The sequence below is a fragment of the Streptomyces sp. NPDC092045 genome, from assembly GCF_044756005.1.
Taxonomy (GTDB): domain Bacteria; phylum Actinomycetota; class Actinomycetes; order Streptomycetales; family Streptomycetaceae; genus Streptomyces.
Genome location: NZ_JBIVSC010000007.1, coordinates 103,105 through 119,119, shown reverse-complemented (window position 1 = coordinate 119,119; position 16,015 = coordinate 103,105). Strand labels below are relative to the sequence as shown.

Sequence of the window (16,015 nt, the reverse complement as noted above, 5' to 3'; positions counted from 1 at the left end):
CGCCTGCCCCCGGCGCCGCCCCGGCCGGGGCCCCGATGCCCGCCGCCGGCTTCCCCGGTGAAAGGCCTTAAGATCCTTTTCCGCGGTGTGCGGGGCCGGCCCGGCGAGGGCCGGAACCTCAGGGGAGGAAAAGACATGGGACGGTTCCGTCGGATGCGCATGGCTTTCGCGGGCGCGCTGTGCGCCGCGCTGCTGCCCGCGACCGCGGCTCAGGCCGGGACGACGAGCACGACGACGTACACCGTCTGGCAGTGGAACGTGGCCGGACAGAAGCTCAACGCCGGTTCGCCCACCACGGGCATGGTGCGGGGGGCGGTCGGCTCGATCGTGAACCGCGGCGCGGACTTCGCGGCCTTCAACGAACTCTGCGCGAGCCAGTGGCGTGAACTCGTCACGCAGCTGCGAGCGGCGAACTGGCCCGAGGACCCGGACAACTTCGGCCGCTTCGAACCCAGCAGGGCGGCCGACACGGGCGTCTGCAACGGCGAGGAGTTCGGCAACGCGATCTTCAGCAAGCGTCCGCTCGGCACCGCCGACCGGATCAAGCTCCCGGACGACGGCACCGCCGAGAAGCGGAACATGCTCTGCGCGCCGCTCCTCGCCGACCCGGCCACGCGGTTCTGCACGACGCACATCACGGTGGCGTCGGACGCCGACAAGCTGAAGCAGCTGGCGGCCGTCCAGACGCGGATCGACGCATGGGCCAGGAGCGGACAGACGGTCATGATCGCGGGGGACTTCAACGTCCAGCCCCACTACCCCTCGCTGAACACGTTCTACTCCGCCACCCTGAACACCTCGGTCAACGGCGGCAACACGGGACTGTTCCGGGAACTGGACGACAACGACTCCGCCCACTGCCCCGGATACGGAGAGTGGACGGCCGACGACGCGACCGTCGGCCCGTCGCCGTGCGGGACCATGCGGAAGATCGACCTGATCTTCGTCCCCGAGGCCGCGCTCGCCGCCCCGAACAGCTACAGCGCCGACTCGCTGGCGATCTCCACCGACTGCGCCCGCACGAAGACGTCCCCGGACGGACGCTGCTCGGACCACCGCATCCTCGTCGGCACCGCCACCGTGAAGTAGCCGTACGGCTCGCGGGCCCGAAACGACCGGGCGGAGCGCTCCGACCCCCGGTGGGAGCCGGACCGGGGCCGGAGCGGCGGCCGGGTCAGGGAAACGGGTGCGGAGCCCGCAGGAGCTCCGCGTCCGTGAGGTCGTGGGGCCGGTGGCCGCCCCGGTGGAGGGCCGTGCGCAGCCGGGGCATCAGCAGGGCCCGCTGCCGGTTCCAGCCGAAGTCGATCGGCAGCAGCCCCGGCACCACCGTGGCGACCGTCCGCAGCCCCGCCCGCTCCTGCTCGGGGGTGGTCTGGTCGACGACCACGACGTCGTGGCCCGCCCCCACCAGCTCGTCCACGACCACGGCCACGTCGTCCCGCAGGTCCCCGGTGCGGGGCCGCCCGCCGCTCTCCCACTCCCCGTACACCTCGTCGAACGGACGCGCCTCCGACGGCTCCAGGTACGCGCGCGCGTACGCGGCCATCCGGGGCAGCCCGTAGAGCTGCGGATGGTCCTTGAGGTGCCGTACGAGGGAGAAGTCGTCGGCCATCGCCTCCAGCTCCGACCGGCGCTCGGCCGTCTGCCGGGCCAGGTGCGGGATGTAGCTCAGCACCTCCGACAGGGCGCCCTCGACGGCCGACCGGGGGTCCAGCGAGGCCGCCGCCGCGAAGGACAGCGTGCCCGGACCGCCGTCCCGGCGCACGCCCACCACCGTGACCGCCGGGACCGCGAGGTCGATCCGGTTGTCGAAGGCGCGCACGTCGTAGCCCTGGAGCGCGGCCCGCTCCACCATGGCGGCGACCGTGGGGCCGCCGACCGTCGCCAGGTCGATCCGGGGCAGCCGGGCCGCCCCGTACCAGCCGTTCAGGAACGAGTCCCGCTCGACGAGTTCGAGCAGGCCGCCCAGGACCGCCTCCTCCGGGCAGCCGCCGATGGCGCAGCCGTTGGAGCACTCGAAGACGAAGTCGTCGTCGGCCGTCGGGATGCTGTAGTACACCAGCCGCGACGGCACCAGGACCGGGCGCCCGTCCCGCAGCGACCGGCCCCGCTCCCAGGGGATGGGCCGGCCGGGGTCGAAGGGCCTGACCATGGGGTCGTCCCGGTACGTCTCCGGGGCGTACAGACCGCACACCGCCGGATCGACCGCCTCGTCCCCCAGCGCGTCGTACGCGGCGACGACCGGCGCCCGGCCGGTGCGCCTGCGGGTGCCCGCGTACCGCTCCAACCCCTCCAGGAACGCGAGCCGGCGGCTGGTGGCGAAGGAGTTCTCCTGCCCGCTCCAGGTCACGTCGTGGAGCCCCGCGTAGCCCCGGACGAACACGCTCCCGGCCACCGGCGCGGTCGTGGACGAGGTGACGTCCGCCCAGGTCCCGGCCCCGAGAGCGCCGCAGACCGGATTGGCCAGGGCGTCGACCGGGAGCGGGTACGAGAAGGCCGACCGCAGCCGGTAGCCGTCCGGATCCGGTTTGGGACGCGGTACGAGGTCGAGCGGAGGGACGCCGTCCCCTCCTCCCGGCCCGCAGTGCGGGCAGAGCGGGTCCGCGAGCAGCGGATACGTCCTGACCAGCAGGTTCGCGAGGTCGACCCGGGTCACCTGCGGCAGGGCGCGGTCCGCCGCGAGCGCGGCGGGCGGCGCCGGGCGCGGCCCGCGCAGCAGCGCCTCGCACAGCGCGGCCACCGTGTCGTGCGCGTGCCCGGTCAGCGGCGGCCAGGCGGCGGCCGGGCGGGGCCCGTCCGGGCCGCCGGTCTCCAGGGCGTCCCGCTCGCTCCGGCTGCGCAGCCGCTGCCACCGCAGGGCCAGGCAGCTGCCGCAGGCGGGCGCGCTCCCGTCGCCGCCCCAGGGGCCGAGCAGCACCGCCGAGGCGCTGAGGTGGACGAGCGCCGCCGGCCGTTCGGCGGCCCACGGGTCCGGGGCCCGCCCGCCCCCGGCGCCGACGGCCCCGACCGGCACGACCCGGGGCGCGCCGGAGCCGAAGTGCCCGTCCAGGAAGGTCTGGAGGGCGTCGCGGGCCTCCGCCAGCGGCTGCGGGAGCGCGACGGCGGTCACGAGCTCTTCGTCCAGCGGAAGAAGCGCGTCGCGACGGCCCCGAAGAGCACGCCGAACACCACGAGCCCCGCGCACCCCACCCCGATGTCGGAGAGGTCGCCGCGGCCCGTCAGGGCGGCCGACACCGCGTCGTTGAGGTAGCGCAGCGGCAGCACCCGCGAGACGTTCTGCAACCACTCCGGCATGGAGTCGAGCGGGAAGAACGAACCGGAGAGGAACGCCATCGGCAGGATCAGGAAGTTGGCGATGCCCGCGACCGACTCCGGGGTGTCGGCGACGCTGCCGATGATCACCCCGAGCAGCAGGAAGGTCGTGACGCCCAGGACCAGGACCGGAATCAGCAGCGGCCACCGCGAGGCGGGCACGAGCCCGAACCCCGGCAGCATCGCCACCCCGACGAACAGCACCGACTGCACGAGCCCCACGCCGAGCGCGAGGACGTAGCGGGAGCCGATGACGGAGGACAGCGGCGCGGGCGACATCCGGATCATCCGCAGGATGTCGTCCGCGCGCCACTGCATCAGGGTGAACGCGATGCCGAACACGGCGGCGTTCGCGACGCCCCAGGAGAGGACCCCGGAAGCGGTGTACGACAGGTACGAGAAACCGCTCTCCTCGACGGCCCTCCCCCGGAAGACGAGCCCGAAGACGACGAGGAAGAGCAGCGGGAAGGCGAAGGTGAAGAAGACCGTCGTCTTGTCCCTGACCTGGGCGCGGTAGCCCGCCGCGGTCAGCGCGGAGTAGGCGCTCATGCCTGCTGCTCCTGGGTGTTCGGGGCGGGGGTGTCCCGCCGGGCGGTGAGTTCGAGGTAGACGTCCTCGAGACTGGGCGTACGGGTCTGCACCCCGTCGAGGCCCGTCACGGCGTCGAGGGCGGAGAGCACCTTGCCGGTCGAGCGGGTCTCCAGGACGAGGTGCCCGCCCTGCACGGCGACGCCGTCCACGCCCGGCAGGGCCCTGGCCCGCTCCTCGTCGATCCGGCCGAGCGGCACGAGCAGCCGGCTGCTCGCGCCGGAGGTGCCGATCAGGTGCTGCGGCGCGTCGGTGACCACGAGCCGCCCGGCCACCAGGATGCCGACGCGGTCGCAGAGCGCCTCCGCCTCGTCCAGGTGGTGCGTGGTGTAGACGATGGTCCGGCCCGCCGCCTTGAGGCCCCGCAGGACCTCCCACAGGTCGCGCCGGCCCTCCGGGTCGAGCGCCGCCGTCGGTTCGTCCAGGAAGATCAGCTCGGGGCCGTGGACCAGTGCCGAGGCGATGGCGAGCCGCTGCCGCTGCCCGCCGGACAGGTCGTCCACCCGGACGCCGTGCCGCCCGCCGAGCCCCACGGCCTCCAGGGTGGCGTCGACGGCCGCGCGGTCCGCCCCGAACAGCGCGGCGACGGTCCGCAGGTGCTCGTGGACGGTCTGCCGCACGAAGAACGCGGAGGACTGGGTCTGCACGCCCATGCGCGGCAGCAGGGCGGTGTTGCGCGGCCAGGGCGGCTCGCCGAACACCGAGACCGTGCCGGAGTCGGCCCTGCGCAGCCCTTCCATGATCTCCACCAGGGTGGACTTGCCCGCCCCGTTGGGCCCGAGCAGCCCGAAGAACTCACCGCGCCGGATGCTCAGGGACACCCCGTCGACGGCCTTCCGGCCGCCGTAGCTCTTGGTCACGCCGGTGACCTCGACGGCCGGGGGCGCCCCGGCGGGGTCGGGAGTGGGGGAGGAGGAGCTCATCCAAGTACCTCATTCGTGGATCTCGTGGTCTTCCGCGGGGGCGGGCGTGTCGGGGGAGGGGACGGGTGGGCCGGGGAGGGGCGGGCGTGTCGGGGGAGGGGACGGGTGGGCCGGGGAGGGGCGGGCGTGTCATCGGAGCAGCAGCAGGACGACGACCGCGCAGGCGCCGCCGGCGGCGAGCAGCACCAGGACGACCGACGCGACCGCGTAGGAGGTGTGGATGCGGCGGGCGCGCGGCGGATAGGCGGCGACCGCCTCCCGTCCCCGCCGGCGCAGCGCCAGGTAGGTGCGGGTCTCCGGGGCGAGGTGCGTGGTGCCCAGGAGGTGGCTGAGGATCCGGTAGCCGTCGAGCGGCGGCAGCGGGACCAGATTGCCCAGCGCCTGCACGATCCCCACGAAGAGCATCCCGGTGAGCACCGGCCGCGCCGGGTCCGCCGCGTCCAGGAGCGCCCACCAGAGCGCGAGGGGCAGCAGGAGGAGCAGGTTGACGTGGGCGCCGGCCGCCGCGACCACCAGTTTCGCCCGGCGACCGGGCAGGAACGGGTAGTTGTCGACCGTGCAGTACATCATCATCGCCGGGAACCGCCAGCGCAGCCCGATCTCGGTGACCACCCCGCCGTAGTGCCGGGCCGCGACGCCGTGCGCGAGTTCGTGCAGGCAGAGGCCGAACCAGAGCAGGACGGCGAACGGGACGAGGACCGGGGGCCGGGCGAGCAGGGCCGCGAGGCCGTCGAGGAGCGCCGCCGGATCCGCGAGCACGGCGAAGGTCATCAGCAGGGACGCCGCCGCCAGGGGGAGCTGGACCCACGGCCGCAGCAGCGGCGACAGCAGCCGGTGCAGGCGCCCGGCGGTCGCGTGCGCATCGGCCACGGTCCGCCGGCTGCCCTTCCAGAAGGTGCCGGTGCGGGCGGGCGGCGGCTCCGGCGGGGCCGGGTCCGGGGCCCCGGCCAGCAGCCCCCGGGCCCCGAGCAGCCCGAGCAGCCGCGTCCACTGCTCCTCGGGGAGCCGGCGGCGGAACCGCTCGGCGTACGCGGCCACGACGTCGTCCACGTCCCGGGTGCCGTCCAGCAGTCCGATGACGAAGTGCTCCCTGGGCCCGACCTCGAACGCGGCGCCGCTCACCGGGTGCTTGACGAGGTGGACGGTGCGCGGGCCGCGCAGCACGGCCGGGCCGATCAGTACGCCCGGCCGCATCGCGGGCCGGTGGGCGCGCGCGGCGGAGCGGTCGCCGCTCGCCCGGTCGACGGTGCTCAAGAGACGCCCCGCTTCCCGTGGTCGGCCTCCCGCAGGACCCTGCCCAGGACGAACGACAGGTACGCCTCGTCCCGGATCGTCACGTGCAGCCGGTTGTTCGTCATGTGCATGTACGGCGAGAGGAGCCGGGGCAGCACCGCCGGGACGTGCGTGACGGGCACGAGGGGAGCCGCGTCCGGGTCCTCGGCGCGCTCCTGTCCGGTGTCCTCGCGGACCGGACCCTCCCACGCCGGGAAGGCGAGCTCGCCGCGCCCGGTGAGGTCCGCCACCCGCTCGCGCAGCTCCAGGCAGTGCTCGGCCCAGCGGCGCAGGAACACCGGGAGCCCGGACGGGTCGCCGCCCGCCACGGCCTCCCTGATCCGCGCGAACCGGGCCCCGAGGGAGGGCGCCATCCGCTCGTACGTGCGCTCGTACTCGGTGGACCCGATGAAGCCGGTGCCCGGGAACAGCCGGTGCCAGAAGGCGTAGTACGAGTCGAGGTAGTCCGCGAGCCGCTCCTCCTCGGGCAGGAAGCAGCTCGCCATCACCATCATGAGCTGCGCGGACGTCCCCAGCAGCACCGTCCGCAGGTGCAGGTTCATGCTCCGGTACGCCTCCAGGACCAGGTCGCTGGAGTGCCGGAAGTGCCACTCGGCGAGCTCCACCCCGGCGGGGCCGCCGTACTTGGCGTACTCGGGGGCGTACGCCTCGTACGAGAAGGAGTTGTTCGGCCGCAGGTTCATCCGCCCGTCCGGGCCCATGTACCGGGCCCGGTCCCCGCCCGGGAACTCGATGTCGAAGAGCGAGTTGTAGAAGTCCCTGAGGAAGCCGGAGTCGACCTCGTAGAGGGCGGGGCGGGACGTCAGGAAGGCCTGGATCGCCTCCTCGGCCCGCCGGCGCACCTCCGCCTCGGCACCGGGGCCGCTCGGGCGGAGCCGCAGCCGCACGTGCGGCCCCTCCAGCCAGTAGGTGATGAAGAAGTGCCCGGCCAGCAGACCGTCCTCGGTGAGCCCGTCGACCAGCGGGCGGACGCAGTCGACGAGGAGGGGACGGGGGTTGGCGGCGTAGAAGACGTGCAGCGCCAGCCAGGGGGAGGGGCCGCCGTCCCCCGGGGCCGGACGGAAGGCCGCGGGCTCGGTCAGTTCGGGCATGACGGGGCGACCTCCGGGCCGGACGGGGACGGAACGGGAAGGGATCGGGGGGCGGAACGGCCTTCGGGGGCCCGGCGGGTGGTGAAGGTCTCCACGGCGAGCTCGGCCACGTGCCGGCCGCGCTCCGAGGTGACGTGGAGCCCGTCCTCGGCGGGCAGCATCTCCTGGAACACCACCCGGACACCGGGCTTCCGCTCCACCAGGGCGTCGAGCGCGGCCAGGGAGAGGGGGCTGTCGAAGTCCACGTACGCGGGCTTGGCCCCGACCGGCCCCCGGTCCGCCCGGGAGACCGTGGCGAAGCAGCGGTCGGGCAGCCCGTGGGCCCGCCGCCACCGCTGCCAGTCCAGATAGTGCTCCTCCTCGCCCGGTCCCGGGCGCCGGACCGGCAGGACCTCCGCGAGCGCGGTCCAGCTCCGCCGGCCCACCACCACGTCCCCGTGCCGGATCCGGGGCCTGCGGGTGACCCCGTCCACGACCGCGCCCTCCGGCACCCCCGCCCACACGTCGAAGGGGGCCATGGTGCTGGGGGAGAGCAGGAGCAGGGTGCGGGAGATGTCGGGGAGCGCGATCGGCACCAGGTAGCCGAGGTAGACCGGCACGACCTCGCGGCCGAGGCGCCAGGACCGGAGCACCAGCCGCCCGGCCGCCTCGTCGTGCTCGACGTACAGGTCGTCCAGGTGGATCCGGGCCTCCTCGGGCACGGTGCTGGTCTCGCCCGGACAGACGATCTGGTGGTCGGTCAGCCGCCCGTGCAGGTTCAGGTTGCTGCTGACCGGCCCTCCGGTGACCTCAGCGAACACCGCCCCCTCCGGCCGCCGCTCCGCCGTCTCCGCACGCAGCGCGTCGGAGAGCCCCGGGCCGGACGTCCCGGGCCCGTCGTACAGGTGGGTGAACCGGCTGAAGGGGAAGGAGAGGCCGCCGTACGACTTGTTGAGCACGACGAGGGGCCGGCCCCCGGCGGGCCGCGAGAGCTGGAGGTGGTGGCTCTGCGGGACGAAGTGCCCGGTGAGCGGAGCGAGTTCCCCGGCCGTCTCCGCCAGCAGTCCGCCCGGCAGCTCGACCTCCTCGGTGTCCCGGTCCACCTCCCGCTCCCACAGGGCGCACACGCCGTCGTGGAAGCGGCGGCGGGCCCGGTCGAGGGTCCGCATCTCCTCCTGCCCGAGCCAGTTCTCCTCGGGCCGGTACGCGCCGTCCCCGTCGAAGGCGACCCGCCGGGAGGTGAAGGACACGTACTGGTCGAAGAAGTCCTCGTGGAAGTCGTGGACCAGGCCGAGCAGATCGGTGCAGCGGCCGCCGCGCCCGTGGCGGGCGACGAAGAAGCCCAGCAGGGTGATCCGCTGCGGGAGCGTCAGGTCGAAGAGCGGCAGCACGCCCTCGACGGCCCGCAGTGCCCGGCCGGTCTCCCCGCCCAGCACGCCGGACCCGCAGACCGGACCGCCGCCCGTGTCGACGTCCTCGTACACCAGCGTCTGCGGCAGGGACGGTTCGGCGGCCCCCAGTTCCCCCTGCACCTCCTGGAGGCGGCTCCGCAACGTGCCCAGCAGGGCGCGCCGTTCGTCGGCGTCCGCCCCCGGACAGCGGGCGAGGCAGTCGGCCGGGCCGTCCAGGAGATCCGCCAGCCGGTCGGCCCACGGCACGCCGAGGGAGCGCAGGGCGTCCTGGTAGGAGCGCAGCGGATCGCCGCCGTGCACGTCCGTGCGGAGCACCGGGACCTGCACCATGCCGACGTTCAGCAGGGCCGACGCGTACCGCTCGCACTCCTCGCGGCCGGCCCCGTGCTCGGCCTCCAGCCAGTCCACCAGGTCCCGGTGGCGCACCTTCCCGTCCTGCCCGCCGAGCCACTCCAGGAGCCGGTCCAGGGTGCCGCTGCCGCGCAGGAAGAACAGCCGGTCCCGGACCGCGTCGAAGGTGACGGCGGCCCCGTCGTCGCCCGCCGTCGTCACGTGGCGCACGTACCGGATGCGGTCGGCGTCCCGCTCCCAGCCCTGCGAGAGGACCACCGGCAGGTCCCGGCGGCGCTCCGGATCGCCGGTGATCAGCTCGGTCAGCCGGGTCAGCACGACCACGTTGAGCCGCACGCGGCCCGTCCACTCCCCGTCCACGCGCAGATCGGCCCGGTCGTCCGCCGGATCGCCCGAGAAGGAGGCGAGGCCGACGCCGGTGAAGGTGCTGAAGGGGCTGGTCTTGCAGGCCGTGCGGTAGAGGTAGGCGAGCGCGGAACGCTCGATCTTGCGCAGCCGGTTGCCCGGCACGGGGTCCGTGTCGCGCAGATAGGCGTCGAGGCGCGCGTCGAGGGCGGGCGAGGCGAGCAGCAGACCGCGGCGCAGCCGCTCCTCGGACAGCGCGCGCCGCAACGCGCCCCGGCTCTCCCGGAGTTCGCCGTCGAGCAGCTCCGCGCCGCCGGCCGTCAGCTCCGCGAGCCGCGTCCGGTCCCGCAGCCACCGCGCGGTCCGCTCCCCGGCCTCCGGGTCGAGCCCCGCCACCAGGCGCGCGGCGGAGTCCGGGTCGGCCGGCAGCCGGTTGTTGAAGATCCGCCGCCGCAGGGCGAGCAGGGCGCGACGCACTCCGGCGTCCCCGTCCCCGGGCGCGGCGGTCGACCCGACCAGGGCGTGCAGGAGGTCGCCGAGCCGCGCCCCCTCGGCGGCGAGGCGCTCCTCCTCGTCCAGGACGGCGTCGGCCCAGCGGCGCGTGCCGGGGCAGCGCAGCCCGTGGACCGTCTCGACCGGAAGGCCGGCCGCGCGGAGCACGAAGCGCCTGCCCGGCTCCCAGTGGGCCCCGGTCCCGTCCCGGGCCTCCGTGGCGCCGGACTCTGTGCGTGTCATGGGAATCCTCCGGGGCCGTCAGGCGATCTCGTGGCGGAAGTCGGCGGGCCCGGGCCGTTCGTGACCGAGGGCCATGACGAGCAGCGGGGCCTCGTCGCCGCCCGTGAGTCCGAGCCGCTCGGCGTACGAGACGTTGTCGAAGCCCAGCGCCACGCCCGCGCCCAGACCCAGGGCCGAGGCCGCCAGGTAGAAGCCCTGGGCCACGGCCCCGGCGGTGGCGACGGCGAGCCGGTAGCCGCGGTCGCCGACGGCGTCCAGGACGGCCGTGGTCCGCACGGTGGGCACCAGGACCGCCCCGGCCTGCTCCAGGTTGTAGTTGGCCAGGAAGTAGTTCTCCTGGAGGAAGGGGCCCTGCGGCCCGCTGACGACCGGACGCAGGTCGCCGCGGTCGGGGTCGTACGCGTACGCGCCCTGCCCGATCCCCTCCACGTGGTTGACGAAGGCGTAGAGCCGGGCGAGCCGGTGCTTCCCGGCCGGGTCGCCGTCGCCGGCCAGCCGGGTCCCGGCGCAGGCCGCCAGGACCGCCGAGAGGTGCTCGGCGGAGACCTTCCGGCGCGCGTCGAACCGGCCGAAGCTGGAGCGCCGCTCCCGCAGGGCCCGGCGCACCCCGGTGTCCGGGAAGGCCGGTGCGGGCAGGGGGACCCGCACGTCCCCGTCGGCCGCGTCCGTGGGAACCGCGTCCGCGAGGGCCGCGGCGGCGGCCAGCGCGTCCGGGGCGGGCCGGGCGGTGGCGCCCTCCAGGGTCGCCCGGTGCATCGCCCGCACCTGCGGGAAGTCCAGGAGGACGCGGGAGCGCTCGGCGTCCCGGTGCCGCACGGCGGGCCGGTGGCGCGGGTCCGCGCGCGGGACCCGCGCCCCCTCCGCGCGGGGCCCGTCCCAGCGCAGCGGCACGACCGCGAACACCGCCTCCTCCTCGCCCGGCACCCCGAGCAGCCCGTTCAGGGCGGGCTCGTCGAACCACAGGGCGGGCGCGAGCCGCAGCCCCCGGGCGGCGGCCCAGATGCGCCAGGTCTGGACCAGAGTGCCGAGGTCGGTGCAGACCACGTGGAAGCAGAAGCTGTTGTACTTGAAGGAGTTCTGCCAGTACTTGACGCCGAGGACCAGGTACTGGTCGGTGTCGAGGGCCCCGTCGGGCGCGTCCGGGCCCAGCGCCTCGCGGACCCGGTCCGTGACGTCTCCGGTCAGCAGCCGTTGCAGGGCGTGCCGCTGGACGTCGTAGTGGTGGAGGCCCGGGGTGAGGGGGCCGGAGGGGCCGGACGCCCAGTGGACGCTCACCGGGTAGAGCCCGCCGCCGCCCGCCGTGCCGCGCGACCAGTTGGCGTGGTGGTAGTACGGCAGCCCGGCCAGATCGGTGTTGGCCTGGACGCCGAGACGGCGCCCGGTCAGCCCGTACGAGTCCTTCAGCATCGCGGAAAGCAGCGGGAGGTCGAACCCGGGACGCGCCCCGGTCCCCGGGCCCCCGCCGGCGCCGGGCAGCAGACCGGGCGCGATCGGGACGTCCGCGAGGTCCTCGGTGTCCGGCAGCGCGAACGCCTCGGCGTCCGGGTAGTACTTGCCCCGGCGCGGGCCGTCGGCCCAGTTCACGACGTGGTCGGTGGGCTCCATCGGAACGCGGCCGCGGTGCAGGACGGCGTGCGCGTACTCATGCGCGTACCCCATGGGTTCCCCCTTTCTCCGGGTTTCCCCGGGCGTCGGGCGCGCTCGCCCGGTCGGATGGCCTCGCCCCGCGGGGCGTCACGGGAAGGGATGCGGGCCGGGATTGAGGTCGGCCCCGGTCAGGTCGTCCGGCCGCAGGCCCGCCTCGCGCAGCGCGGTGCGCGTCCGGGGCATGTGCCGGGCGCGCTGCCGCGTCCAGCCGAAGTCGAGCGGCAGCAGGCCCGGCACGAGCACCTTCACGGTGTGCAGCCCCAGGGCCCGCTGCTCGGGCGCGGTCTGGTCGACGACGACCACGTCGAACCCGGCGGCGGTCACGGCCTCCACCGCCGTGAGCAGGTCGTCCCGCACGTCCGACCCGATCCCCTCGAACCCGGGCGGACGCAGCCCGGCCACGGCCACCGGCTCCGGGGGCGAGGGCCTGCGGAGCAGGAAGTCGGCGTGGCGGCCCATCTCCGGCACCGCGTACACCAGCGGATGGTCGTGCAGGCCGGTGATCCTCCCGAAGTCCCCGGCCATGGCCCGGTATCCGGCCTCGTTCCGCTCGAACCGCTGGAGGAGCTGCACCGAGTCGGTGGCGATCTCGCACAGCGCCGCGGCGAGCGCCGCCTCCGGGTCCAGGGACGCCCCTGCCCCGAAGCACATCCGGGCCGGACCCCCGTCGAACCGCTCGGCGACCCCCGTCACCACGGGCACGGGGAAGGTGATCCGGGTGTCGAAGAACCTCGCCCGGTAGCCGTACAGGGCCATCCGGTCCACCATGATCCGGGTGCGCGGGTCGGCACTGGTCGCCGGATCGATCTCGGGGAGCGGCTGTTGCCCGTGCCAGGCGAGCAGGAAGGCGTCCCGCTCCAGGACCTCCATCAGGCCGCCGAGCACGGCCTCCTCCAGGCTCCCCCCGGAGGAACAGCCGTTGGAGCTCTCCTGCACGAACCGGTGCTCGATCCCCGGCTTGTGGTAGTAAGCGAGCACCTCGGGCACGGCGCGGGGGACGCCGTCCCGCAGCGACCAGCCCCACACCCACGGGACGGGACGGTCCGGCGCGAACGGCGGCACCCACGGGTTGGCCCGGTGGAACTCCTCCGCGTAGAGACCGGTCTCCCGGGGGTCGACGGCGGTCGGCCCCAGCTCGTCCAGGGACGCCGTCAGGGTGACGGCGCGCCCCCGCGCCCGCATCCCCGCGAAGCGCTCCAGGCCTTCGAGGACGCCGATCAGGGTGCTGGCGCGGTACGCGTCGGCGTGACCGCCCCAGAACGTCTCCCGCAGGTACTCCCCGGACCGGCTGGAGAAGCAGCCGACGGTGGCCGAGGTGGTCGGCGAGGTGACGTCGCACACCACCGACGGACCCACCGCGCCCCACTGCGGGTTGGCGAACGCGTCCACCGGCAGGCCGTACGCCTCCACCGGCCGCACCCGCCCGGCGCCCGGCCGGTGCGGGGGCGCGGGCCGCAGGACGAGGGCCGCCGCCTCCGCCGTCACCGGTTCCGGGACGCCGCAGCCGGGGCAGTCGGGCTCCGGCACCAGCGGGTGGTGCCGCACGGTCAGCCGCTCCAGGTCCACGAGCCACACGTCCGGGAAGGGGCTCCGGCCGTCCGGGGGAGCGGCGGCGAGCCCGGCGACCAGGGCGGCGACGGCCCGCGCCGCGAACGGCGTCCGGTGGGGCCAGGGCCCCGCCTCCCGGGTGCCGCCGCGCAGTTCGAGCCCTTCCCGCAGCCCCACCGAGCGCACGCCCTGCCAGCGGCGCTCCAGGCAGACGCCGCAGCCGGGACGGTCCGCCACGGGCCGGGGCCCGACCAGGACGTGCCCGCCGTACAGGTGGACGGGGAGCGCGGAGCGCGCGGCGGCCTCCTCCCGCCCCACCCGGAAGGCGTCCCGTACGCCCAGCGCCGAGACCGCGAGGTCCGGGACCGGGCGGCCGGGCACGGACGGCAGGTCCGCCAGGGCGCCGCGGAGCTCCTCGGCGAAGAGGCGGCACGCCTCGCGCCGCGGTTCCCCGGCCCCGTCGACCGGGGCCTCGACGAGGTCAGCGGTCATCGCCGGCCGCCCTGGTGAGCAGGACCCGGACGGTGTGGATCCCGGCGGCGGGCAGGTCGGCGGCGTGCGTGGGCACGACGAGGGCGTCCCGTTCCGCGGCGGCGAGGCGTTCCAGCACGTCCGTCCAGGTCACGGCGGAGAGGGCGGGCGCGGGGGCGTCGGCGGTCACCGGGATCAGGGCCGCGTCGAGGTCCGCGAGGAGCGGGTCGCCGGTGTCGGGCGCGCCGAGGACCCCCTCCGCGGCGAGCTGGGCCGCGCCGAGCAGGTCGCGCAGGGCGTCGGTGGCCGCGTCGGCCCGGTCGAGGGCGGCGCCGACGGCCCACCCGCCCGGCCCCGCGTGCCCGTCCTTCCCGCCCCGTTCCGCCGTCCGGCTCCTGGCGAGGACGACGGACACCCCGGTGCGCTCCTGCTCCCCGAGGTCGAGGAGTTCGACGTCCAGGCCCAGGTGCCCGGCGGAACGCAGCAGGAAGCGCGTCTCGGGAGCCCCGTCGAACACGGCCGGGGGCACCACCGCCGTACGTCCCGCTCCCCGTACGGACCGCCGCAGCGCGTCGTGGGCGAGCGCGGACAGCAGACCGGCCGCCGAGGCCTCCGGCAGACCGGCGCCCGCGCCGGCCCCGGCGCGGGACGGCTCGAAGCGGCGGTCCGGGTTGTCCGGCCCGAAGGGGCGGACGGCACCGGCCGGCACCCGGACCGGCTCCTTGGTCAGGAGTGACGTGGCCAGGACCCAGGAGGCGACCGGATCGCCACCGGCGCCGGTGGCCGTGGTCAGCGCGTCGGGATCCACCCGGGGGACCGCCTCCTCGTGGCCCGAGGGGGAGCCGGTCGCCGCGGAGGCGGCGGGGACGACGTGCTCGGCGTACACCTCGGCGGCGGCGTCGAGGGCGCGCAGCCGGGCGCCCGCCGTGTGCTGGACGTCGAAGGCGACGACGGTCCGCGTCCCGGCCGCGCCGAGGCCGACCTCCACGGCGCCGACCTTCAGCGGGGTCTGGGTCACCGGCTCGTCCGCGTACCGGGTGAAGACCCCGACGGACGGCCGGACCGCGAGCGAGCGCCGGTCGAGGTCCGCGAGCGGCCCCTCGGTCGCGCCGTCCTCGGGGGCGGCGGCGACCACCGGCCGGAAGGCGGGCCGCCCGGCCGCCTCCGCGAGGTCGACGGGCCCGGCGGAGGCGGCCCGAGTGCGGCAGAGCGGGCAGCGCGGATGGGGCAGCAGACGCTCCGCCAGCACGTCGAAGGAGGCCGTGTCCTGGAGCAGCACCTGCCCCCGCGTCTCGGCCGGCAGCGCCTCCGTCACCAGCCGGAACACCTCGTACCCGAGCAGGTTGCCGAGCATCGCGGCGAGCGGGCCGCGCGGTGCGGACGTGGAACTCCCCTGCGAAGCGGGGCCGTTCAGGGCGAGGTCGCTCCACAGGTCGGCCGCCACCGCCGCGTCCCCCGTCGCGCCGAGCCGCAGGGCGGCGCAGGCCACACAGCCCTCGGAGTCCGGCGCACCGGTCGGCCCGACCACGACCCGTCCGCCGAACGTCCAGGCGGGGAGCAGGAGCCGCCCCTCCGGGACGCCCTGTCGCAGCAGGGCGACCGAGGTCCCGAACGCGTCGCGCCCGGCGGCGGCCACCACCACGTCGTACCCCGCGTACGCGTCCCAGCCTCCGGCCCCGCCGGACTCCGTGTCCGGGAGCACCGTCACCTCCGCCGGGCTGCCGCCGGCGCCGAGCTCCGCCGCCTCCGCCCGGAGCGCGCCGAACTCCGCCGCCGTGGCGGGCCCTTCGGCCAGGGCGGCCCCGACGCCGACGGAGGCGCAGCCGTTGCGGATCAGGGAGAGCGCGCACCAGCGGGCGACCTGGCCGTCGCCGAGGACGGCGACGCGGGTGTTCCGGAAGGCGGCGAACCGGCTCTCGGCACCGTCGACGTAGTGGTCGACGTACGCGATCTGCTGTGCGAAACGGGCCGCGACCGCCGGCTCCACGGACGCGTCCCCCTCGGCCGAGTCCGGCACGGGCCGGGCGAAGCCGCGGGAGTACAGCGCCTTGACCAGACTGCCCACCATGGCCTTCTGCGGCTCCTTGAAGCCCTCGCAGATCTCCGCCACGGTCCGGCTGCCGTCGAGGTGGGGGACGAGGAGGGTGGCGAAGCGGTAGGCGGACGGGGAGCCGACCTGGAAGCCGCCGTCGGCGTTGTGGAAGATCACGCCCTTGGGCGTCTCGGTGAACAGCACGTCGCGGCGCACCCTGGGGCGGGTGCCGGCGGTCTCCTCGTACGGCGTCGTGGGCATGCGGGGAACGCACCTCCGGGTCGGGGC

At 75.6% G+C, this 16,015-nt stretch carries 10 protein-coding genes; 1 reads left to right on the top strand and 9 read right to left on the bottom strand.

The window, feature by feature from the left end; all coding sequences use genetic code 11:
- Positions 1–135: 135 nt before the first annotated feature.
- Complete coding sequence (locus ACIQKA_RS19795; protein ID WP_402541735.1) at positions 136–1,089, top strand: endonuclease/exonuclease/phosphatase family protein; 954 nt, start codon at positions 136–138, stop codon at positions 1,087–1,089.
- An 85-nt stretch (positions 1,090–1,174) separates the two neighbouring features.
- Here the strand turns inward: ACIQKA_RS19795 and ACIQKA_RS19790 are convergent, their stop codons facing one another.
- The 9 genes from ACIQKA_RS19790 to ACIQKA_RS19750 all read right to left on the bottom strand — a co-directional run bounded on the left by ACIQKA_RS19790 (position 1,175) and on the right by ACIQKA_RS19750 (position 15,988).
- A complete protein-coding gene (locus ACIQKA_RS19790; RefSeq protein WP_402541733.1) occupies positions 1,175–3,109 on the bottom strand; it encodes a TOMM precursor leader peptide-binding protein in 1,935 nt (644 codons plus the stop codon).
- Positions 3,106–3,861 (bottom strand): ABC transporter permease, encoded by a 756-nt coding sequence (locus tag ACIQKA_RS19785; RefSeq protein WP_383158049.1) that lies wholly within the window; start codon positions 3,859–3,861, stop codon positions 3,106–3,108. The genes ACIQKA_RS19790 and ACIQKA_RS19785 overlap by 4 nt, the downstream gene beginning before the upstream one ends.
- Positions 3,858–4,823 carry an ATP-binding cassette domain-containing protein gene (locus ACIQKA_RS19780; protein WP_383158047.1) on the bottom strand — a complete coding sequence of 322 codons (966 nt, stop codon included), beginning with the start codon at positions 4,821–4,823 and terminating at the stop codon, positions 3,858–3,860. Before ACIQKA_RS19780 ends, ACIQKA_RS19785 begins: the two co-directional genes overlap by 4 nt.
- Before the next feature lie 129 nt (positions 4,824–4,952).
- A complete protein-coding gene (locus ACIQKA_RS19775) occupies positions 4,953–6,077 on the bottom strand; it encodes a metalloprotease (protein ID WP_383158044.1) in 1,125 nt (374 codons plus the stop codon).
- Positions 6,074–7,207 carry a lantibiotic dehydratase C-terminal domain-containing protein gene (locus ACIQKA_RS19770; RefSeq protein WP_383158043.1) on the bottom strand — a complete coding sequence of 378 codons (1,134 nt, stop codon included), beginning with the start codon at positions 7,205–7,207 and terminating at the stop codon, positions 6,074–6,076. The genes ACIQKA_RS19775 and ACIQKA_RS19770 overlap by 4 nt, the downstream gene beginning before the upstream one ends.
- Positions 7,195–10,029 (bottom strand): lantibiotic dehydratase, encoded by a 2,835-nt coding sequence (locus ACIQKA_RS19765; RefSeq protein ID WP_402541729.1) that lies wholly within the window; start codon positions 10,027–10,029, stop codon positions 7,195–7,197. Before ACIQKA_RS19765 ends, ACIQKA_RS19770 begins: the two co-directional genes overlap by 13 nt.
- Positions 10,030–10,047: 18 nt before the next feature.
- Complete coding sequence (locus ACIQKA_RS19760; RefSeq protein WP_402541727.1) at positions 10,048–11,688, bottom strand: nitroreductase family protein; 1,641 nt, start codon at positions 11,686–11,688, stop codon at positions 10,048–10,050.
- 75 nt (positions 11,689–11,763) lie between these two features.
- Entirely contained in the window at positions 11,764–13,716 is a 1,953-nt protein-coding gene (locus ACIQKA_RS19755; protein WP_402541725.1) for a TOMM precursor leader peptide-binding protein, read from the bottom strand.
- A complete protein-coding gene (locus ACIQKA_RS19750; RefSeq protein ID WP_402541723.1) occupies positions 13,706–15,988 on the bottom strand; it encodes a TOMM precursor leader peptide-binding protein in 2,283 nt (760 codons plus the stop codon). Before ACIQKA_RS19750 ends, ACIQKA_RS19755 begins: the two co-directional genes overlap by 11 nt.
- Positions 15,989–16,015 lie beyond the last annotated feature (27 nt).

Bases quoted from the DNA above. Each gene is read 5' to 3' on its own strand.
- ACIQKA_RS19765 (WP_402541729.1), bottom strand. From the start codon at position 10,029: ATGACACGCACAGAGTCCGGCGCCACGGAGGCCCGGGACGGGACCGGG.
- ACIQKA_RS19780 (WP_383158047.1), bottom strand. From the start codon at position 4,823: ATGAGCTCCTCCTCCCCCACTCCCGACCCCGCCGGGGCGCCCCCGGCC.
- ACIQKA_RS19795 (WP_402541735.1), top strand. From the start codon at position 136: ATGGGACGGTTCCGTCGGATGCGCATGGCTTTCGCGGGCGCGCTGTGC.
- ACIQKA_RS19750 (WP_402541723.1), bottom strand. From the start codon at position 15,988: ATGCCCACGACGCCGTACGAGGAGACCGCCGGCACCCGCCCCAGGGTG.
- ACIQKA_RS19785 (WP_383158049.1), bottom strand. From the start codon at position 3,861: ATGAGCGCCTACTCCGCGCTGACCGCGGCGGGCTACCGCGCCCAGGTC.
- ACIQKA_RS19755 (WP_402541725.1), bottom strand. From the start codon at position 13,716: ATGACCGCTGACCTCGTCGAGGCCCCGGTCGACGGGGCCGGGGAACCG.
- ACIQKA_RS19760 (WP_402541727.1), bottom strand. From the start codon at position 11,688: ATGGGGTACGCGCATGAGTACGCGCACGCCGTCCTGCACCGCGGCCGC.
- ACIQKA_RS19770 (WP_383158043.1), bottom strand. From the start codon at position 7,207: ATGCCCGAACTGACCGAGCCCGCGGCCTTCCGTCCGGCCCCGGGGGAC.